The sequence below is a fragment of the Streptomyces tritici genome (genome assembly GCF_048500665.1).
GTDB classification, from domain to species: domain Bacteria; phylum Actinomycetota; class Actinomycetes; order Streptomycetales; family Streptomycetaceae; genus Streptomyces; species Streptomyces tritici.
Map to the genome: position 1 here is coordinate 5469055 of NZ_CP183183.1, position 19178 is coordinate 5488232.

Annotated in this window: 18 protein-coding genes; 5 read left to right on the forward strand and 13 right to left on the reverse strand. The window is 73.0% G+C overall.

Features of this window, described 5'->3' with window-relative positions; genetic code table 11:
* Window positions 1–29 precede the first annotated feature (29 nt).
* From ACNJ93_RS25255 to ACNJ93_RS25305, 11 genes are all read right to left on the reverse strand, one after another.
* Window positions 30–1136 (reverse strand): aliphatic sulfonate ABC transporter substrate-binding protein, encoded by a 1107-nt coding sequence (locus ACNJ93_RS25255; RefSeq protein ID WP_418959726.1) that lies wholly within the window; start codon window positions 1134–1136, stop codon window positions 30–32.
* Window positions 1137–1339: 203 nt separating this feature from the next.
* Window positions 1340–2683, reverse strand: a complete 1344-nt coding sequence (locus ACNJ93_RS25260; protein ID WP_418959727.1) for a sulfate adenylyltransferase subunit 1 — start codon at window positions 2681–2683, stop codon at window positions 1340–1342.
* On the reverse strand, window positions 2683–3618 hold the full coding sequence (gene cysD / locus ACNJ93_RS25265) for a sulfate adenylyltransferase subunit CysD (protein WP_418959728.1): 936 nt from the start codon (window positions 3616–3618) through the stop codon (window positions 2683–2685). Before cysD ends, ACNJ93_RS25260 begins: the two co-directional genes overlap by 1 nt.
* 91 nt (window positions 3619–3709) lie before the next feature.
* Window positions 3710–4276: an adenylyl-sulfate kinase gene (gene cysC, locus ACNJ93_RS25270; protein WP_418959729.1), complete on the reverse strand. Its 567-nt coding sequence runs from the start codon at window positions 4274–4276 to the stop codon at window positions 3710–3712.
* Window positions 4273–4980, reverse strand: coding sequence for a phosphoadenylyl-sulfate reductase (locus ACNJ93_RS25275; protein ID WP_418959730.1), 708 nt, complete (start codon window positions 4978–4980; stop codon window positions 4273–4275). The genes cysC and ACNJ93_RS25275 overlap by 4 nt, the downstream gene beginning before the upstream one ends.
* A complete protein-coding gene (locus ACNJ93_RS25280) occupies window positions 4977–5156 on the reverse strand; it encodes a hypothetical protein (RefSeq protein WP_418959731.1) in 180 nt (59 codons plus the stop codon). The genes ACNJ93_RS25275 and ACNJ93_RS25280 overlap by 4 nt, the downstream gene beginning before the upstream one ends.
* A 28-nt stretch (window positions 5157–5184) precedes the next feature.
* Complete coding sequence (locus ACNJ93_RS25285; protein WP_418959732.1) at window positions 5185–6882, reverse strand: nitrite/sulfite reductase; 1698 nt, start codon at window positions 6880–6882, stop codon at window positions 5185–5187.
* 126 nt (window positions 6883–7008) lie between these two features.
* Window positions 7009–7092 carry a putative leader peptide gene (locus tag ACNJ93_RS25290; protein WP_360326930.1) on the reverse strand — a complete coding sequence of 28 codons (84 nt, stop codon included), beginning with the start codon at window positions 7090–7092 and terminating at the stop codon, window positions 7009–7011.
* Between the two features lie 170 nt (window positions 7093–7262).
* Window positions 7263–7835: a GNAT family N-acetyltransferase gene (locus ACNJ93_RS25295; protein ID WP_418959733.1), complete on the reverse strand. Its 573-nt coding sequence runs from the start codon at window positions 7833–7835 to the stop codon at window positions 7263–7265.
* Between the two features lie 119 nt (window positions 7836–7954).
* On the reverse strand, window positions 7955–9256 hold the full coding sequence (locus tag ACNJ93_RS25300) for a GAF domain-containing protein (protein WP_418959734.1): 1302 nt from the start codon (window positions 9254–9256) through the stop codon (window positions 7955–7957).
* 223 nt (window positions 9257–9479) lie between these two features.
* A complete protein-coding gene (locus tag ACNJ93_RS25305; protein ID WP_418959735.1) occupies window positions 9480–11114 on the reverse strand; it encodes an acyl-CoA dehydrogenase family protein in 1635 nt (544 codons plus the stop codon).
* A 17-nt stretch (window positions 11115–11131) separates the two neighbouring features.
* On the opposite strand from ACNJ93_RS25305, the gene ACNJ93_RS25310 reads away from it, so the two are divergent.
* A complete protein-coding gene (locus ACNJ93_RS25310; RefSeq protein WP_418959736.1) occupies window positions 11132–12244 on the forward strand; it encodes a YihY/virulence factor BrkB family protein in 1113 nt (370 codons plus the stop codon).
* 49 nt (window positions 12245–12293) lie between these two features.
* A complete protein-coding gene (locus ACNJ93_RS25315; RefSeq protein ID WP_418959737.1) occupies window positions 12294–13019 on the forward strand; it encodes a helix-turn-helix domain-containing protein in 726 nt (241 codons plus the stop codon).
* Here the strand turns inward: ACNJ93_RS25315 and ACNJ93_RS25320 are convergent.
* Complete coding sequence (locus tag ACNJ93_RS25320; RefSeq protein WP_418959738.1) at window positions 12959–13354, reverse strand: VOC family protein; 396 nt, start codon at window positions 13352–13354, stop codon at window positions 12959–12961. The two genes, ACNJ93_RS25315 and ACNJ93_RS25320, sit on opposite strands and share 61 nt — an antisense overlap.
* 210 nt (window positions 13355–13564) lie before the next feature.
* On the opposite strand from ACNJ93_RS25320, the gene ACNJ93_RS25325 reads away from it, so the two are divergent.
* Both ACNJ93_RS25325 and ACNJ93_RS25330 read left to right on the forward strand, forming a co-directional pair.
* The gene (locus ACNJ93_RS25325) at window positions 13565–14032 is read left to right on the forward strand and encodes a cation:proton antiporter regulatory subunit (RefSeq protein ID WP_418959739.1); all 468 of its coding nucleotides are present in this window, start codon (window positions 13565–13567) and stop codon (window positions 14030–14032) included.
* Window position 14033: 1 nt separating this feature from the next.
* Window positions 14034–15284 (forward strand): cation:proton antiporter, encoded by a 1251-nt coding sequence (locus ACNJ93_RS25330; RefSeq protein ID WP_418959740.1) that lies wholly within the window; start codon window positions 14034–14036, stop codon window positions 15282–15284.
* Here the strand turns inward: ACNJ93_RS25330 and ACNJ93_RS25335 are convergent.
* Window positions 15253–17550 (reverse strand): N-acetylmuramoyl-L-alanine amidase, encoded by a 2298-nt coding sequence (locus tag ACNJ93_RS25335; RefSeq protein ID WP_418959741.1) that lies wholly within the window; start codon window positions 17548–17550, stop codon window positions 15253–15255. The genes ACNJ93_RS25330 and ACNJ93_RS25335 overlap by 32 nt on opposite strands.
* A gap of 428 nt (window positions 17551–17978) precedes the next feature.
* Between ACNJ93_RS25335 and rsgA the strand changes: the two genes are divergently transcribed.
* On the forward strand, window positions 17979–19106 hold the full coding sequence (gene rsgA / locus ACNJ93_RS25340; protein WP_418959742.1) for a ribosome small subunit-dependent GTPase A: 1128 nt from the start codon (window positions 17979–17981) through the stop codon (window positions 19104–19106).
* Window positions 19107–19178: the final 72 nt, after the last annotated feature.

Here is a 19178-nt window from a genome sequence, read left to right on the forward strand (position 1 = left end):
CCTCCTGGGGAACGGGGCTGCGGGGCGGGTTACTCGGCGCCGAGACCGGCGTCGGATACTTCGGGCCGGCCGGCGGCCTTGAGGACCTTGTTGATCAGCGTCACGTCGTAGATGCCCTGGAGATCGGGCTTCTCCAGGAGACCGGCCTTCACCGCGTGGCCGGCCTGCGCCTGCAGCGTGGCGGCCAGCGGGTCGTCGGTGAACCGGATCGACGGCCAGGCGCTGTCGATCACCTGGTCGCCGAGCGGCTTGCCGGTGAGCGCCTTCAGCTTCGTGTTCGCCGAGGTCTTGGCCTTCTCCGGGTTGGCGGCGATCCAGGCGTTGGTCTTCACCGAGCCGCGCAGCACCGCCTCGACGACGTCCGGGTGCTCCTTCAGGAACTTCTGCGACACGATCACGTTCGTGATCACGAACTTCTTGTCCGGCCACAGGTCGGTCTCGTCGAGCAGCACCTTCGCGCCCTCGCTCACCAGCTTGGACGCGGTCGGCTCCGGCACCCACGCGCCGTCGATGGAACCCGACGCGTAGGCGTCCGGGGTCACCTTGTTGTCGGTGCGGAGCACCGAGACGTCGCCCTTGCCGCTGTCGGCGTCGACCTTCCAGCCGCGCTCCGAGATCCAGTTGAGGAAGGCCACGTCCTGGGTGTTGCCGTGCTGCGGGGTGGCGATCCGCTTGCCCTTGACGTCGTCCAGGGTCTTGATCTTCGCCGGGTTCACCACGAGCTTCACCCCGCCGGACGCCGAACCCGCGACGATGCGCAGGTTCTTGCCCTTGGACTTGGTGTAGCCGTTGATGGCGGGGGAGGGGCCGATGAAGCCGATGTCGAGGGAGCCGGCGTTCAGCGCCTCGATCTCGGAGGGGCCGGCGTTGAAGGTGGAGACCTTCAGCTCGGTGCCGCCCAGCTCCTTCTGGAGGATGCCCTCCTGGTCGCCGACCAGGGCGGTGGCGTGCGTCAGGTTGGGGAAGTACCCGAGTCGTACGGCGTCGGCGGAGAGCTTCTCGCCCTCGGCGGCCACCTTCTTCTCGTCGGACTTGGCCTGGGAGCCGTAGCCGCAGGAGGCCAGTGCGCCGATCAGCAGCGGCAGGGCCGCGGCGGCTGCGAGCGAGCGGCGCAGAGTGGTACGGGAAGCAGACACGGGTGGCGGTCCCCTCTGTTCAGGGTCTGAGAAGTCTTCGTCGATGTCGTGCGGGGTGCAGCGGGTGGAGCGGGCGCGCGCCGGGTACGGCGCGCGGCGGCGTCAGCACGCACATCGCGCGACACCTCCCCGGCCCGCGCCGAGGGCGCCGGAGCCGACCCGGCCGCCCTCCTTGGCGAAGGTCCCGTAGACGTCGGTCGTCATCAGAAGTCCCAGCCGTCCTCGTCCTCGACGGTCCTCGCCCGCGCGGTGGAGGCGAAGGACTCGCCGGCCATGCCGGCCGCGAGGGTGGTGCCGTCGGCGGGGTCGATCAGCAGGAAGGAGCCGGTGCGGCGGGAGTCCGCGTACGCGTCGAGGGCGAGCGGCTCCGCGGTGCGGACCTTGACCTGGCCGATGTCGTTGGCGACGAGCCGGCCCGGGTCCGGGTGCTGGGAGAGGTCGTCCAGGGTGAGCCGGGACGGGATCTCCTTGACGATCGCCTTGACGGTGCGGGTGGTGTGCTTGAGCAGCACCCGCTGGCCGACGGTCAGCGGCTGGTCCGCCACGTGGCAGACGGTGGCCGTGACGTCCTGGCTGGTCGCCGGGGCGTCGTCGGCCGGGGCGAGCAGGTCGCCGCGGGAGATGTCGATGTCGTCCGCGAGGCGGATGGTCACCGACTGCGGGGCCCAGGCGATGTCGACCGGCTCGCCGAGCGCGTCGATCGCGGTGATGGTGGACCGCTTGCCGGAGGGCAGGACGGTGATCTCCTCGCCGACCCGGAACGCGCCGGCCGCGATCTGGCCCGCGTAGCCGCGGTAGTCGGGGTGCTCGGCGGTCTGCGGGCGGATCACGTACTGGACGGGGAAGCGCGCGTGGCAGGCCGTCAGGTCGTGGCTGACCGGCACGGTCTCCAGGTGCTCCAGGACGGTCGGGCCGCCGTACCAGTCCATGTTGGCGGAGGGCTCCACCACGTTGTCGCCGGCCAGCGCGGAGATCGGGATCGCGGTGATCTCCGGGACGCCGAGCTCGGTGGCGTACGTGGTGAACTCCTCGGCGATCCTCGCGAAGACGGGCTCCGCGTAGTCGACCAGGTCCATCTTGTTCACCGCGAGGACGACGTGCGGGACGCGCAGCAGCGCGGCCACGGCGGCGTGCCGGCGGGTCTGCTCGACGACGCCGTTGCGGGCGTCGACCAGGACCACGGCCAGCTCGGCCGTCGAGGCGCCGGTGACCATGTTGCGGGTGTACTGCACGTGCCCCGGCGTGTCGGCCAGGATGAACCGGCGGCGCGGGGTGGCGAAGTAGCGGTACGCCACGTCGATGGTGATGCCCTGCTCGCGCTCGGCCCGCAGGCCGTCGGTGAGCAGCGCCAGGTCGGGGGCCTCCTGTCCGCGGGAGCGGGAGGCGTGCTCCACGGCCTCCAGCTGGTCGGCGAGCACCGACTTGGAGTCGTGCAGGAGACGGCCCACGAGGGTGGACTTGCCGTCGTCGACGGAGCCCGCGGTGGCGAAGCGCAGCAGGGTGGTGGCGGCCAGCTCGGCGGCCGGCTGCTGGGTGGACGTGCTCATTAGAAGTACCCTTCGCGCTTGCGGTCTTCCATCGCGGCCTCGGACAGCTTGTCGTCGGCGCGGGTCGCGCCCCGCTCGGTCAGGCGGGAGGCGGCGATCTCGGCGATCACGGCGTCGAGCGTGGTGGCGTCGGAGTCCACCGCGCCGGTGCAGGACATGTCGCCGACGGTGCGGTAGCGGATCAGCCGCGTCTCGACCGTCTCGGTCTCCTTCGGGCCGCCCCACTCGCCGGCGGTGAGCCACATGCCGTTGCGGGCGAACACCTCGCGCTCGTGCGCGAAGTAGATCTCCGGCAGCTCGATGCCCTCGCGCTGGATGTACTGCCAGACGTCCAGCTCGGTCCAGTTGGACAGCGGGAACACGCGGACGTGCTCGCCGGGGGCGTGCCGGCCGTTGTACAGCTGCCATAGCTCGGGGCGCTGGCGGCGCGGGTCCCACTGGGAGAACTCGTCGCGGAGGCTGAACACCCGCTCCTTGGCGCGTGCCTTCTCCTCGTCGCGGCGGCCGCCGCCGAACACGGCGTCGAAGCGGTGCTGCTGGATCGCCTCGGTGAGCGGCACGGTCTGCAGCGGGTTGCGGGTGCCGTCGGGGCGCTCGCGGAGCTTGCCGGCGTCGATGTACTCCTGCACGGAGGCGACGTGCAGCCGCACCCCGTGGCGCTCGACCGTGCGGTCGCGGTACTCGATGACCTCGGGGAAGTTGTGCCCGGTGTCGACGTGCAGCAGCGTGAAGGGGATCGGCGCGGGGGCGAACGCCTTCAGCGCCAGGTGCAGCATGACGATGGAGTCCTTGCCGCCGGAGAACAGGATCACCGGCCGCTCGAACTCGCCCGCCACCTCACGGAAGATGTGGACGGCCTCGGACTCCAGGGAGTCCAGGTGCGACAGCGCGAACGGGCTGTCGGTCGCCTCGTGGACATGAGCGACGGTCGTCATGCTGCAACCCTTTCGTTCGCTTCTCCGCCCGCGCGGCGCACCGGTGCGGCTTTCGTGCTCGTCTGCGGGCCGGTGGCCGCGCGTGCGTCGCTCACAGCAGACCCCTCTCGGTGAGCAGCGCATGAAGCGCGGCCGCGGACTCCTGCACGGTCTGGTTCTGGGACTCGATCCGCAGATCGGGGTTCTTCGGCTCGTCGTACGGGTCGTCGACGCCGGTCAGCCCGCTGAGCTCGCCCGCGGCCTGCTTGGCGTACAGCCCCTTCACGTCGCGGACGGAGCACACCTCCACCGGAGTGGCGACGTGCACCTCGACGTACGGCGTGCCCTCGGCCGCGTGCCGCTTGCGGACCGCCTCGCGGCTGTCCTCGTACGGGGCGATGACCGGGACGAGGACCTTCACGCCGTTCGACGCCAGCAGTTCGGCGACGAAGCCGATCCGCTGGACGTTGGTGTGCCGGTCCTCGCGGCCGAAGCCGAGGCCCGCGGAGAGGAACTCGCGGATCTCGTCGCCGTCGAGCACCTCGACCCGGTGGCCCTCGCCGCGCAGCCGGCCGGCCAGCTCGTACGCGATGGTCGTCTTGCCGGCGCTCGGCAGACCGGTGAGCCAGATGGTGGCACCCGTCACGTGCTTCTCCTGAACATCCTGAGTGTCCGTCATCCGTGCAGTCCGCACTCGGTCTTGGCCCGCCCCGCCCAGCGCCCGGCGCGGGCGTCCTCGCCCTCCAGGGTCCGGCGGGTGCAGGGCGCGCAGCCGACGGAGGCGTAACCGTCCATCAGCAGCGGGTTGGTGAGCACGCCGTGCTCGGCGACGTACGCGTCCACGTCGTCCTGCGTCCAGCGGGCGATCGGGGAGATCTTGACCTTCTGCCGCTTCTCGTCCCAGCCGACGACCGGGGTGTTCGCCCGGGTCGGGGACTCGTCGCGGCGCAGACCGGTCGCCCACGCGGCGTACCCGGCCAGGCCCTCCTCCAGCGGCTTGACCTTGCGCAGCGCGCAGCACAGGTCCGGGTCGCGGTCGTGCAGCCTCGGCCCGTACTCGGCGTCCTGCTCCTCGACCGTCTGACGCGGGGTCAGGGTGATGACGTTGACGTCCATCACCGCGTCCACCGCGTCCCGGGTGCCGATGGTCTCCGGGAAGTGGTAGCCGGTGTCCAGGAAGACCACGTCCACGCCGGGCATGGCCCGGGAGGCGAGGTGGGCGACCACCGCGTCCTCCATGGACGAGGTGACGCAGAAGCGGGGGCCGAAGGTGGCCGCCGCCCACTGGAGGATCTCCAGCGCGGAGGCGTCCTCCAGTTCGCGGCCGGCCTGCTCGGCGAGTGCCTTCAGGTCGGCCGCGGTCGCGTCCTGAGTGATCGTCATATCTCTTCCCCTCCGGTGGAGTTGCTCGAAGCGCCCGGGGCGAGGAGCCCCAGGAACTTCAGCTGGAAGGCTCGACTGCACGCCCGGCATTCCCACGCGCCGTGGCCCTGCTCGCCCGGACGCAGGTCCTCGTCGCCGCAGTACGGGCAGTGGAACGGCGCGGCCCGCTCGCTCATGCGCCACCCCTCGTTTCGCTCGCCACGCTCACGAAAGTGCCTCCTCCGACGCGCGCGCCGCCCAGGTGGCGAAGCGCTCGCCGTCCTCGCGCTCCGCCTGGTAGCGCTTGAGGACCCGCTCGACGTAGTCGGGCAGTTCGGCGGAGGTGACCTTCAGGCCCCTGACCTTGCGGCCGAACCCGGCCTCCAGGCCGAGGGCGCCGCCCAGGTGGACCTGGTAGCCCTCGACGCGATTGCCGTCGTCGTCCAGGACCAGCTGGCCCTTGAGACCGATGTCCGCCACCTGGATACGGGCGCAGGCGTTCGGGCAGCCGTTGATGTTGATGGTGAGCGGCTCGTCGAACTCGGGGAGCCGGCGCTCCAGCTCGTCGATCAGCGTGGAGCCGCGGCCCTTGGTCTCGACGATCGCCAGCTTGCAGAACTCGATGCCGGTGCAGGCCATCGTGCCGCGGCGGAACGGCGAGGGGGTGACCCGCAGGTCCAGCGCCTCCAGGGCGGAGACCAGCGAGTCGACCTGCGCCTGCTCGACGTCGAGGATCAGCATCTTCTGCTCGGCGGTGGTGCGCACCCGGCCGGAGCCGTGCGCCTCCGCGACCTCGGCGATCTTCGTCAGGGTGGCGCCGTCGACCCGGCCGACGCGCGGGGCGAAGCCCACGTAGTAGCGGCCGTCCTTCTGCTTGTGGACGCCCACGTGGTCGCGCCAGCGGCCGGCGGGCTGCTCGGGCGCGGGGCCGTCGGTGAGCTTGCGCTTCAGGTACTCGTCCTCCAGGACCTGGCGGAACTTCTCCGCGCCCCAGTCGGCGACGAGGAACTTCAGCCGGGCGCGGTTGCGCAGCCGGCGGTAGCCGTAGTCGCGGAAGATCGAGATGACGCCCTCGTAGACGTCGGGGACGTCCTCCAGGGAGACCCAGGCGCCGAGCCGCACGCCCAGCTTGGGGTTGGTGGACAGGCCGCCGCCGACCCAGAGGTCGAAGCCGGGGCCGTGCTCCGGGTGCTCCACGCCCACGAAGGCGATGTCGTTGATCTCGTGCGCCACGTCGAGCAGCGGCGAGCCGGAGACCGCGGACTTGAACTTGCGGGGCAGGTTGGAGAAGTCCTTGTTGCCGACGATCCGGCGCTGGATCTCCTCGATGGCGGGGGTGCCGTCGATGATCTCGTCCTCGGCGATGCCGGCGACCGGCGAGCCGAGGATGACGCGCGGGGTGTCGCCGCAGGCCTCGGTGGTGGACAGGCCGACGGCCTCCAGGCGGTTCCAGATCTCGGGGACGTCCTCGATCCGGATCCAGTGGTACTGGACGTTCTGCCGGTCCGTGATGTCGGCGGTGCCGCGGGCGAACTCCTGCGAGATCTCGCCGATGACGCGCAGCTGCTCGGTCGTCAGCCGGCCGCCGTCGATGCGCACGCGCAGCATGAAGTACTCGGCGTCCAGCTCCTCCGGCTCCAGGACACCGGTCTTGGTGCCGTCGAGGCCCTCCTTGCGCTGGGTGTAGAGACCCCACCAGCGCATCCGGCCCCGGAGGTCGTTCGGGTCGATGGAGTCGAAACCGCGCTTGGAATAGATCGTCTCAATGCGTGTCCGCACATTGAGACCGTCGTCGTCCTTCTTGAACTGCTCATTGCCGTTCAGCGGGGTGAAGTGCCCCACGGCCCACTGACCCTCGCCACGGTGACGGCTCACCTTGCGGCGCGGCGTGGCGGGGGTGGGGTTTTCCGGGGTGGCGGCCATGGCGTCTTGTCCTTCGGGACTGCAGGAGGGCGGCTCTGACCTGCGCCTTCGGGCAGGCGTCAGAGGAGGGCGCGACGGTGCGCAGCAGGGTCGGGCAGAAAAGGAATCGCGGCGTTGCTGGTTCTCTCAGCGCACCGGACAGATGGCGCTGGACACGCGGCCGAGGTCGACGTGCCGCCGACTCACCAAGGCAATTCCAGTTCCAGACATGACCGCAGAGTGTCACGGGACTTTGGACCCAGTCCAGCTTCATCCATCATGTGGACATCAACGTCCCGCATCGCGAGACAATGTGGTTTGGGTCACGGTCGGGCCCTCCTGCGGGCCCGCGGCGCGGGGGATGCCCCGCGCCGGTTCGCCGGGGGAGACCCCGCGGCGGCTCAGGCGTGCGCGCCGGGCCAGGGGCCGGGGGTCTCGGTCTCCTCGACCTCTTCCACCTTCGTGTCGAACAGCCTGAAGCCCCGGCGCAGGTAGTTGTCCATCGCGTGCGGCCCGTCCAGCGAGCAGGTGTGCAGCCAGACCCGGCGGGTCGGCTCCCGGTCCGGCCAGCGCTCGGCCAGGTCCCAGGCGCGCCGGACGCCCTCGCTGAGCAGGTGACCGCCGATCCGGCGGCCTCGGAACGCCGGGATCAGGCCGAAGTAGACGATCTCCACCACGCCGTCGTCCTGCGGGTCCAGCTCCACGTACCCGGCCGGCGTCCCCTTCTCGTACGCCACCCAGAGCTCCGCGCCCGGCTTCTCGACGATGCTCTGCCACTCCTTGTACGTCAGCGGCAGCCGGTCGTTCCAGCGGATGTCGCCGCCGACCGCCGTGTAGAGGAACCGGCTGAACTCCGGCGAGGGCAGCTCCGCCCGCACGATCGTCACGTCCCCGCCCTCCGGCGGCGTCGCGGGACGCAGGTCGTCCGGGGAGGTCTGTTCGAGGGACCAGGTGGTGAGAGTGATGGTGCTCATGCGCTCATCGCATCATGCGGACCCCGCGAAGCCCAGGCCGGGGCGGCCCGGGCCCCGGCGCCGACGGCTCACCCATCCGGTACGTGAGCATCCTGTCCGTATTGCGGACGGGCTTCCGCTCACGCCCCCGGGGCCGGGGGCGCGGTGCGGGCGGCGCGGACCGCCGGGGCCGCGGAGTGGGGGAGGAGGTCGCCGGGGTCGGCCGGGACGCGGAGGTCGACCTCGACCTCCTCGCGGAAGCGGTACGGGCGGTGCGCCAGCACGCTCGCCAGGTTGCGGCGGATCCGCGACATCTCCGCCCGGACCGTCACCGTCCTCGTCCGGTCGCCGAACACGTCCTCCGCCAGCTCCGCCGCCGTCCGCCCCTGCGGGCTGCGCGCCAGCACCCACAGCAGCTCCGCGTGGCGCGGGCTCAGCTCCTGCGTCCAGCTGCCCGCCGCCCCGGACACCGCCACCGTCCAGCGGCGCGGCCGGCTCAGGTCCAGCACCACCCGGCTCGCCGCCCCCGCCTCCGCCGGGGCGTCCTCGTCGGCCCGCAGCAGCCAGCCGCCCGGCAGCGGCTCCACCGCGCACATCCCCAGCGACGGCAGCCACACCCGGCCCGCCCCGATCGACTTCGGCAGCGCCACCCGGTCCACCGGGGCCATCCCGGTCACCGCCGCCGTCCAGCCGTGCGCGTCCACCGCGATCGCCCGGCCGCCCACCCGGCACAGGATCGGCGCGGCCACCGCGCGCAGCCGCTCGATCGACCGCAGATGCCGCTCCCGCAGCTCCGCCTCGGCCAGCTGCGCCACCGAGCCGACCAGCGCCAGCGTCGCCGGGTGGAAGCTCGACGCCGGACCGCTCACGTCCACGATGCCGAGCAGCCGCTGGTCGCGCGGATCGTGCACGGGCGCGGCGGCGCAGGTCCAGTTGTGCAGGGTCTGCAGATAGTGCTCGGCCGAATGGACCTGGACGGCCCTGCGGACCGCGAGCGCCGTGCCGACCGCGTTGGTGCCGGTGGACGACTCGCTCCAGGCCGCGCCCTCCTCCAGACAGATCCCGTGCGCCTTGCGAAGCACCGACAGATTGCCCTCGCGCCACAGCACCCGGCCGTGCTCGTCGGTGACCACCATGATCTGCATCGAGGCGTCGGCGATCCCGCTCAGACCGGCGCTGAGCGTCCGCATGACCTCGCCGATCACCGTCGTCCGCCGCCGCTCCTCCAGCTCGTCCCGCCGCAGCAGCTCGGACGCGCTGCTCTGGTCCGGGTCGAGGCCCAGGCGCGACATCCGCCGCCACGAGGCGTCGATCACCGGACGCGGAGCGATCGGCGGCCGTCGGCCGGCCAGGGTCGCCTCCCGCACCCGGTGGAGCAGCCGGGTCGCCTGAGCGGCGTCCATGGCGGCCAGCCTGCGCAGGTCCAGCGCGGATTCGTTCATCGGTATCCCCCAGGCACCGGTGGTGCTGTATCGGTTCTGCAGTGGTGCGGGCGTGCTCGCCCATCGTGCCGCCCCGGCCTCCCCGACGCGGGCCGGTTCGGACAATCCTGCAACCGTCTGCAACCCTGGCGGACCCGCCGCCGGTGCGTGAGGGTGGTGTTCCAGCTGAGGGTGGTGCCGTGTCGGCGCAGCACCACCCTCGGCTTTCGTGTTCCCCGAGGGCTCAGACGGCCACCCGCGCCCGCTCCACCACCTTCGCCAGATCGAGCGAGTGGGCGAGCGTCCCGAAGGCCGTCCCCCAGTCCCCGCCGAGCCGCGAACCGCAGAACGCGTCCGCCACCTCCGGCGGCGCGTACCGGACCAGCAGCGAGCCCTGCAGCACCAGCGCCATCCGCTCCACGAGGCGTCGGGCCCGCGCCTCGATCCCGTCCAGATCGGCCAGTTCGGTCAGCAGCCCCTTGATCGCGGCGTCCAGCCGGTGGTCCGCCCCGCGCGCCAGGCCGACCTCCTGCAGCAGCGCGTTCAGCGCCTCCGGCTCCCTCTGCAGCGCCCGCAGCACGTCCAGCGCCTGGACGTTGCCCGAGCCCTCCCAGATCGAGTTCAGCGGCGCCTCGCGCAGCAGCCGCGGCATCCCGGACTCCTCCACGTACCCGTTGCCGCCCAGGCACTCCAGCGCCTCCGCCACCATCGGCGTACAGCGCTTGGTCACCCAGTACTTGGCCGCCGGCACCGCCAGCCGCAGGAACGCCCGCTCGGCGTCGGTGTCCGCGTCGTACGCCGCGGCCAGCCGCATCCCCAGCGTCGTCGCCGCCTCCGACTCCAGCGCCAGGTCCGCCAGCACGTTGCGCATCAGCGGCTTCTCGATCAGCACCCCGCCGAACGCGCTGCGGTACGAGGCGTGGTGCACGGCCTGCGTCAGCGCCTGCCGCATCTGGGCCGCCGAGCCCAGGACGCAGTCCAGCCGGGTCGCCGCCACCATCTCGATGATGGTGCGCACCCCGCGCCCCTCCTCGCCGACCCGGCGCGCCCACGTGCCGTCGAACTCCACCTCGGCCGAGGCGTTCGACCGGTTGCCCAGCTTGTCCTTCAGCCGCTGGATCGCGAACGCGTTCCTGCTGCCGTCCGGCAGCACCCGCGGCACCAGGAAGCAGGTCAGCCCGCCGGGCGCCTGCGCCAGGACCAGGAAGCCGTCCGACATCGGCGCCGAGCAGAACCACTTGTGACCGGTCAGCAGGTACTCGCCCTCGGCGTCCAGCGGCCGTGCCCGCGTGGTGTTCGCCCGGACGTCGCTGCCGCCCTGCTTCTCCGTCATGCCCATCCCGAAGAGCACGCCGGCCTTCTCCGGGGCGGGCCGCAGGCCCTCCTCGTACACCTCGGCGGTCAGCAGCGGCTCCCACTCGGCGGCCAGCTCCGGGTCGGTCCGCAGCGCCGGCACCGCGGAGTGCGTCATCGACAGCGGACAGCCGTGCCCGGCCTCCACCTGGGTCCACACCAGGAACCCGGCGGCGCGCCGCAGATGACCGCCCGGACGGCCCCAGGCGTTCGTCAGCCCGGCCGTCACGCCCTTGCCGAGCAGACGGTGCCAGGCCGGGTGGAACTCCACCTCGTCGATCCGGTGGCCGTACCGGTCGTGGGTGCGCAGCTTCGGCGGGTACTCGTTGGCGAGGACACCCCATTCCTGGGCCTGCGCCGAGCCCGCGCTCTCCCCGAGCGCGGCGAGTTCCTCGCGCGCCCCCGGCAGGAGCTCGGGGTCCAGATGGCGTTCGAGGGCCTCGACGAGCACCCGGTCGGACGTGAACGCGTCGTATCCCACCAGGGGCGGAGCCTGGTTGGTCACTGTGTGGGTGGTGGCTGCCATGCCGATACGGTAAGGAGGTGCAGGCAGCAAATGAAACACCCGAGCGGCCTCCGGGCCGACTCCACCGGGCCCGGGTCCTCTACCGCAACGTCTCGAAGCGGAAGCTGGTCTGGCTGCTCCTGAAGGACACCGTCAACTCGTGCATCGAGTACCGCATCCTCGGTCTCGCGGCGGAGGCCGCGTTCTTCACCCTGCTCTCCCTGCCGCCGCTGATGCTGGGCCTGCTCGGCCTGCTGGGCTACGTCGACGACTGGACCGAGACCACGACCGTCGCGTCCATCCAGGAGAACATCCTGCGCGCCTCCGGCACGGTGCTGTCCGACCGGGGCGTCAACGACGTCGCGAAACCCCTCCTCGAGGACGTGACCCGGGGCGGCCGGCCGGACGTGATCTCCATCGGCTTCGCGATCGCCCTGTGGTCCGGCTCGCGGGCCGTGAACGTCTTCATCGACACGATCACGGTCATGTACGGGCTCGACGGCCACCGCGGGATCGTCGCCACCCGGCTCCTGGCCTTCCTGCTGTACCTCATCGCCCTGCTGATCGGCGCGGTCGTGCTGCCGCTCGCCGTGGTGGGCCCGGACCGGGTGGTGGAGCTGATCCCGTGGGGCACGGAAGTGGTGGCCGTGCTGTACTGGCCGGCCGTCATCCTGCTGTCCGTCTCCTTCCTGACGACCCTGTACCACGTGTCCGTACCGGTCCGCTCGCCGTGGATCGAGGACATCCCCGGCGCGCTGGTCGCCCTCGCGATGTGGGTGTTCGGCAGCTTCCTGCTCCGGATCTACCTGACCAGCCAGGTCGAGGGACCGACGATCTACGGCTCGCTCGCCGCGCCGATCGCGGTGCTGCTGTGGATCGGCATCTCCGCCTTCGCGGTGCTGGTCGGCGCGGCGGTGAACGCGGCGATCGACCGGGTGTGGCCCTCCGTCGCCACCGCGGCCGCCCGCGAGGCGAGCGAGCGCGCCCGCGCCGCCCAGGCCGCCGAACTGCTGGCCCGCGCCCGCGCGGAGGCGGACGACGTCGACGAGGACGACCCGGACATGCCCTCGGAGTTCCCCGAGCGCTGGTCCCGCTTCCTGCCCCCCGACGACGTCAAGTCCCGCCTCCACAGCGGCTGGGAGCGCGACTGACGGACTTCCGGGAGCGCGGTCGACGGGCTCCCGCCCCTACGCTGGAGGCGTGTACGCGGAGCGGGCGGCGCGGCTCGACGGGGCCGTGGTCTGGACGGTGGGCGCGCGGCCGGCGGCCGAGGCGCGGCCGGTGCTGCCCGACGGGTGCATGGACCTGCTGTGGAGCGAGGGCCGGCTGCTCGTCGCCGGGCCCGACACCCGGCCGCACCCGCCCGGCGGCGGGGCCTGGGCCGGGGTGCGGTTCGCGCCCGGCGACGCGCCGGCGCTGCTCGGCGTCCCCGCGCACGAACTGCGCGACCGGCGGGTGGAGCTCGCGGACCTGTGGGGCGCGCGGGAGGCCCGGCGGCTCGGCGAGCCGATCGCCGCGGCCCCGGACCCGGCGGCCGCTCTGGAGCGGCTGGCCCTGGACCTCGCGGTCCGCGCGCCGGCCCCCGATCCGCTGCTGCGGGCCGTGGTCGCCGGGCTGCGGGCCGGCCGGCCGGTGGCCGCCACGGCAGACGCCGTGGGGCTCGGCGCGCGGCAGCTGCACCGCCGCTCCCTCGCGGCCTTCGGCTACGGGCCCAAGACCCTCGCCCGCATCCTGCGGCTGCGGCGCGCCCTGGCGCTCGTCGCCGCCGGCGTCCCGTTCGCGGAGGCCGCCGCGGCGACGGGCTGCGCCGACCAGGCCCACCTCGCGCGCGAGGCGCGGGCCCTGGCCGGCACCACGCTGAGCGCCTACGCGGCGTCCGCGAAGAGGCTGACCCCGCAGCCGTCCGGATCCAGCACCACGGCGTAGCGCTGCCCCCAGAAGGCGTCCCAGGGCTTCAGGTGCCCCCGGTACCCGGCGGCGACCAGGTCCTCGTACACCGCGTCGACGTGGCCGGGGGAGTCGCAGCGGAAGGCCGGGCCCATCCGGTCCCCGCCGCGCGGGCGAGTCCACTCGGGGTCGTACGACCGTACGACCTCCTCCGTGTCCCAGGCGATCCGCAGGCCCCCCGGCAGCACGGCCTCCACGTGCGGGGCGTCCTCGGCCCCGGCCGGGAGGCCGAGCCCGAGCCGGCGGTAGAAGGCGAGCGACGCGGCCATGTCGGCCACGACCAGTCCGATGACATCGAGTCGAGGTGCGTTCATGCCCCTCACGCTAGGAGCCGCCCGCGGCCGGGTCTTGAACGAATCGGACCCGCCGGCCCCGCCCCCGCCGCGCCCCGGGCGGCCTCCGCCGCGGGCCCGGACGCACGGCCGGTGGTACCGTGAGAGCGTCGTTTTTGCGGTGGAACGTCCGGATATCTTCCCGGTCGAGGCGCTGCCGCACCGGCCGCTGTTCCCAGAGGGGCGACCGTCATGGGCACCCGTCGCATCCCGCTCCCCGGCGTCGGCACCCAGTACGACGTGACCACCGAGTCCGGCGGGCACCTGTCCGTCGTCGTGCACCACGACGGACGGCGGTTCATCGGGGTCTACCGGCACGACGACCCGGACTCCTGCGAGTCCGTCGCGCTCGACCCGGAAGAGGCCACCGCGCTCGCCCACTTGATCGACCCGGCCCGCCTGGAAGGCATCGAGACCGACGGGCTCGACCTCGTCACCGAGCACATCCCGGTCGGCTCCCGCTCCCCGTACGCCGGCCGGCCCCTCGGTGACACCCGCGCCCGCAGCCGCACCGGCGCGTCCGTCGTCGCCGTGCTGCGCCGCACCAGCGTCCACCCGTCCCCCGGCCCCGACTTCCGGCTCGCCCTCGGGGACACCCTCGTCGCCGTCGGCACCCGAGACGGCGTCGACGCGCTCGCCGCGATCATCGGCGGAGGGTGACGTGCACGACACGACCGCCCTGCTCCTCGAACTGGGTTCGCTGCTCCTCACCCTCGGGCTCATCGGACGCCTCGCCGCCCGCATCGGACTCTCGCCCATCCCCCTCTACCTGCTCGCCGGACTCGCCTTCGGCAAGGGCGGCCTGCTGCCGCTCGACGCCAGCGAGGAGTTCGTCGCCGTCGGCGCGGAGATCGGCGTCATCCTGCTGCTGATGACCCTGGGCCTGGAGTACTCCGCCTCCGAACTCGTCGGCAGCCTGCGCACCCAGTACCCCTCCGGGCTCGTCGACTTCGTCCTCAACGCCGCCCCCGGCGCGGTCGCCGGCGTCCTGCTCGGCTGGGGGCCCGTCGGCGCCGTCGCGCTCGCCGGCGTCACCTGGATCTCGTCCTCCGGCGTCGTCGCCAAGGTGCTCACCGACCTCGGCCGGCTCGGCAACCGGGAGACCCCCGCCGTGCTCGGCGTCCTCGTCCTCGAGGACCTGTCCATGGCCCTGTACCTGCCGCTGCTCACGGCCCTGGTCGCCGGCGTGGGCCTGGCCGGCGGCAGCCTCGCCCTCCTCATCGCCCTCGGCACCGTCGGCATCGTGCTGTACTTCGCCGTCCGCCACGGCCACCACCTCAGCCGCGCCGTCTCCTCCGACAACCCCGAGCTGCTGCTGCTCGTCGTCCTCGGCCTGACCGTCCTGGTCGCCGGGATCGCCCAGCGGCTCCAGGTCTCCGCCGCCGTCGGCGCCTTCCTCGTCGGCATCGCGCTCTCCGGCGAGGTCGCCGAGGGCGCGCACCGGCTGCTCACCCCGCTGCGGGATCTGTTCGCCGCGGTCTTCTTCGTCTTCTTCGGCCTGTCCACCGACCCCGGCGCCATCCCGCCCGTCCTCGGCGTCGCGACGCTGCTCGCCGTCGTCACTCTGGTCACCAAGGTCGCCACCGGCTGGTACGCGGCCCGGAGGGCCGGCGTCGGCTCGCGCGGCCGGCTGCGGGCCGGCGGGGCGCTGGTCGCCCGCGGCGAGTTCTCCGTGGTCATCGCCGGCCTCGCCGCCGCCACCGAGCCGCGGATCGGGCCCCTCGCCACTGCCTACGTGCTGCTCATGGTGCTGGTCGGCCCGCTGGCCGCCCGCTGGACCGAGCCCTTCGTCACCCGGCTGAGACTCGCCCTCGGACGCGGAACGGCGCCGGCTCCGCACCCGCGAGGGGTGGGAGCCGGCGCCGTCCTGGCGCGTCTGTTCAGCGCAGGTAGACGAGACCGTCGGTGGTGACCGTCGGCCGGCCGGAGGTGCCGACCACCACGATCTTCACCGTGTGCTTGGCCGCCGAGGACCAGCTGCGGGTCCAGATCGCGTTCCGGTACAGCGCCGTCGAGGACCGCAGGTCGACCGTCGCGACCTTGACCCCGTCCACGTACACGTACGCCTGGCCCGAGTTGGACGCCCGCGACACCACCCACGAGACCGAGCGGCCGGTGAACGTCCAGGTCAGCGAGGCGCCCTTGGTGCCGCTGGACAGCGACTTGCCGCCCAGGTAGCTCGTCGACGACTTCGCCGTCCAGGTGCCGGAGCGGACCGCGGAGGTCTCCTGCAGGATCATCGGCGTCGAGCCCACCGACGCGGTGGTCCGGTTGCCCGCCTGGTCGTACGCGTTGAGCGTCCACGTCGTGGTGACGCCCGGCTTCGCCGAGTGCGGCGCGGTGGTCACCGTCGGGCCGTACACCTTGGCCACCGGCGTCGTCAGCCGGACGTCCCGCAGCGCGGCGGCGTCCGTCGCCTTCCACACCAGGTTCAGCGGCGCGGCGGTGGCGCTCACCGTGCCGGTGCGCAGGTAGACCCGCGGGGTGGTGGAGAAGACCGGGGCGGTGGTGTCGCCGACCGCCGTCAGCGCCGGCGTGGCCGTCGTCTTGCGGGACGAGTGCACCGCGCGCACCGCGATCGAGTGGCTGCCCGCCGGGACCGTGACCGCGGCGGACGTCGCCGAACCGGAGGCCGTGGCCGCCACGTTGCCGTCGACCAGCACCTCGTGCCGCAGGATGAACGCCGACGGGGTGGTCGACGTCCAGGCGACGGTCACCGGACCGCGCGTGTAGTACGTGCCGCCGGACAGCGTCGCGCCCGTCACCGAGGTCACGCGCAGCCCCGCCACCGGGCCCGCGGCCCAGGAACGGATGGTGGACAGCTGGCCGTACGCGGTGCCGCCGGGGCACTCGCTGTTGAAGCCGTCCCGGTGGCCGAAGATCGTGGAGAAGGGCAGCTGCGCGCCCTGCGCCCAGGTCTTGCCGAAGTAGTTGCCGCCCGCCGCGCCGGCGGTCAGCGTCGTCGTGCCGGCCGGGTCCACGCCGTACTGGCCGAGCTTCCACGCGGAGATCCGCGCGGCCGAGATCAGCTGGGACTTCGTCAGCGCCGTGGTCCGGTAGTCACCGATCATCGAGATGCTGGTGGTCTCGCTGTTGAAGCCGTACGTGTGCGCGCCGACCACCGGCATGTCCACGCCGCCCTTGCGGCCCTCGAAGATCGTGCCGCACTTGTCGACGAGGAAGTGGTAGCCGATGTCCTTCCAGCCGTTGCCGCCCTGGGACACCGGCTTCACGTGGTACGCGTAGATGCCGCGCACGATCGCCGCCGAGTCGGCGCAGGTGTAGTCGTTGCTGGCCGCCGTGTGGTGCAGGGCGACCGCCTTGACCTTCCCGCCCGGCAGGTACGTGGGCGCCTCCGGGCTCAGGCTCTCGTCCGCGCCCCAGCCGGCCCGCGAGGTGATCGCCGGCCGGGCCGCCGTCGACGGCGGGGCCGTCGGACCGGTCGCCGTGGGCGTCGGGGCCGGGGTGGTGGGGGCCGAGGCGGACGGGGAGGCCGTCTCCGGGGCGCTGGTGCTCGGCACCGGCGGCGCGGGCTCCGTGGACTGCGCCGGCGGCGGCTCCTCGGTGGTCGGGCTCGCCTCGGGAGCCGACGGCTCGGGCGCGGGGCTCTCGGTGCTCGGCTCGGAAGCGGGCGGGGTGGGGGTCCCGCTCTCCTCGGCCGCGAACCCGGCCGGCGCCATCGCCTGCGTCTTCCCGCCGCCCTTGCCCGGGTCGACCAGCGTCAGCCGCAGGTCGGACGGCAGGACGGCGGTCGCCTTCCCGCTCGCCACCACGCGCACCTCGACGCCGTCGGACGCGCCGAACCAGGCCGGCTCGGTGCCGCCCCGCTCGGCCGTCGGGTCCGGGGTGCCGTGGTCGTCCAGCTCGATCCAGCGGGACCAGTCGCCCGACTCGGCGCTGCGCGCCCGCGCCTCGACCTTGCCCGGCATCCGGGCGTCCGGGTCGGCCCAGGTCACGCCGAGCATGCTGAAGGGCTCGGTGTCCTGCTGCGCCAGCGAGGCGCTGCGGCCGCCGTCGGCGGTCTTCAGCGCCACCGTGCTGTTCTTCGTCTCGACAGGGCCCTGCGCCTTGCCGTCGTACGTTCCGTCCGCGTTCCCGGTCATGCCCTGGAAGACCAGGACTCCCGAGATGCCGGCGACCACGGCTGCCGCCGTGCCCCACACCCGACGCCGCTTCATGCGGCCCCACCCCTTGTGTCGTGTCGTCGTACCTCGCGCGCCTGAGCGCCTGCCGCGCGCAACCTATCGGAGGTCGGAACGTTTCACTCCGCCGGGGTACGGGTAGGCGGCTCCGGCTCGGGATCCCGCTCCGGCTCCGGTCCGCTCCGACGTCGGGCACGCACCGGCTTCGGCCCCGTCCGAAAAAGAGTTGGCGGGGCGTCCGAGGGCGGAGGTAACGTACGCCTCGTTCCCGCAGCGGCCGCCGGCCGCCGCGGCCGGTGAAGCGAACCAGGAGGTGTGACCGATGGCTGTCGTCGCGCAGGGCGTTGCCCGCCCCCAGAAGACCGTCCACTCCACCTCCGTGGCCTCCGGCTGACCTTTCTCTTCTTCTTCCGCGCGTTCCGTACGGAGCGCGCCGCCGGGGCCACCCCTGTGAAGGGTTCCCCTTGTCTCTCCACGCTTCATCCGCCTCTTCTTCCTCTTCCTCCTCCGCTTCCGGCTCTCTGCTCGCCCCGTACGGCTGGGACGAGGACTGGCAGGCCGCCTTCGCCCCGTACGCGGCCGAAGGGCTCGTCCCCGGCCGGGTCGTCCGCGTCGACCGGGGCCAGTGCGACATCGTCACCGAGGACGGGCTCGTCCGCGCCGACACCGCCTTCGTCACCCCGCACGACCCGCTGCGGGTGATCTGCACCGGCGACTGGGCCGCCGTCGAGACCGCCGGCACCCCCCGCTACGTCCGCGCCTACCTGCCGCGCCGGACCACGTTCGCCCGCTCCACCTCGTCCCAGCGCTCCGAGGGGCAGGTCCTCGCCGCCAACGTCGACCACGCGATCATCACCGTCTCGCTCGCGGTCGAACTCGACCTCGGCCGGATCGAGCGCTTCCTCGCCCTCGCGTGGGAGTCCGGCGCGGCGCCGCTGGTCGTGCTCAGCAAGGCCGACCTGGTCCCCGACCCGGTCACCCTGTCCCACCTCGTCGAGGACGTGCAGCAGGTCGCCCCGGGCGTCGACGTGCTGCCGCTCAGCTCGCAGACCGGGGAGGGCGTCGACACCCTCCGGGCGATCGTCGGCGGCGGCACCAGCGTGCTGCTCGGCGTCTCCGGCGCCGGCAAGTCGACCCTCGCCAACACCCTGACCGGCGAGGACAGCATGGAGGTGCAGGCCGCCCGCGACGTCGACGGCAAGGGCCGGCACACCACCACGACCCGCAACCTGCTCCTGATGCCCGGCGGCGGCGCCCTGATCGACACCCCCGGGCTGCGCGGCGTCGGCCTGTGGGACGCCGAGACCGGCGTCGGCCAGGTCTTCGCGGAGATCGAGGAACTGGCCGCGGACTGCCGCTTCCACGACTGCGCCCACGAGTCGGAGCCCGGCTGCGCCGTCACCGCGGCCATCGAGGACGGCTCGCTGTCGGTGCGCCGCCTGGAGAGCTACCGCAAGCTGCTCCGGGAGAACCAGCGCATCGTCGCCAAGACCGACGCCCGGGTCCGCTCCGAGATGCTGAAGGAGTGGAAGCGGCGCGGCGCCGAGGGCCGGGCCGCGATGGCCGCCAAGCGCGGCGGCCGGGCCCGGTAACGCGCGGGGAAGCAGCGCGAGGCACGGGGACGGGGCGGCGAACGCGGTGTCCGAAAACCGCGAGTCGTCCCG

What these genes read in the sequence shown, in the direction of transcription:
- cysD (WP_418959728.1), bottom strand. Translation starts at nt 3,618, where the DNA reads ATGACGACCGTCGCTCATGTCCACGAGGCGACCGACAGCCCGTTCGCG.
- ACNJ93_RS25305 (WP_418959735.1), bottom strand. Translation starts at nt 11,114, where the DNA reads ATGGCAGCCACCACCCACACAGTGACCAACCAGGCTCCGCCCCTGGTG.
- ACNJ93_RS25285 (WP_418959732.1), bottom strand. Translation starts at nt 6,882, where the DNA reads ATGGCCGCCACCCCGGAAAACCCCACCCCCGCCACGCCGCGCCGCAAG.
- ACNJ93_RS25260 (WP_418959727.1), bottom strand. Translation starts at nt 2,683, where the DNA reads ATGAGCACGTCCACCCAGCAGCCGGCCGCCGAGCTGGCCGCCACCACC.
- cysC (WP_418959729.1), bottom strand. Translation starts at nt 4,276, where the DNA reads ATGACGGACACTCAGGATGTTCAGGAGAAGCACGTGACGGGTGCCACC.
- ACNJ93_RS25290 (WP_360326930.1), bottom strand. Translation starts at nt 7,092, where the DNA reads ATGTCTGGAACTGGAATTGCCTTGGTGAGTCGGCGGCACGTCGACCTC.
- ACNJ93_RS25275 (WP_418959730.1), bottom strand. Translation starts at nt 4,980, where the DNA reads ATGACGATCACTCAGGACGCGACCGCGGCCGACCTGAAGGCACTCGCC.
- ACNJ93_RS25335 (WP_418959741.1), bottom strand. Translation starts at nt 17,550, where the DNA reads ATGAAGCGGCGTCGGGTGTGGGGCACGGCGGCAGCCGTGGTCGCCGGC.
- ACNJ93_RS25325 (WP_418959739.1), top strand. Translation starts at nt 13,565, where the DNA reads ATGGGCACCCGTCGCATCCCGCTCCCCGGCGTCGGCACCCAGTACGAC.
- ACNJ93_RS25300 (WP_418959734.1), bottom strand. Translation starts at nt 9,256, where the DNA reads ATGAACGAATCCGCGCTGGACCTGCGCAGGCTGGCCGCCATGGACGCC.
- ACNJ93_RS25320 (WP_418959738.1), bottom strand. Translation starts at nt 13,354, where the DNA reads ATGAACGCACCTCGACTCGATGTCATCGGACTGGTCGTGGCCGACATG.
- ACNJ93_RS25295 (WP_418959733.1), bottom strand. Translation starts at nt 7,835, where the DNA reads ATGAGCACCATCACTCTCACCACCTGGTCCCTCGAACAGACCTCCCCG.
- ACNJ93_RS25280 (WP_418959731.1), bottom strand. Translation starts at nt 5,156, where the DNA reads ATGAGCGAGCGGGCCGCGCCGTTCCACTGCCCGTACTGCGGCGACGAG.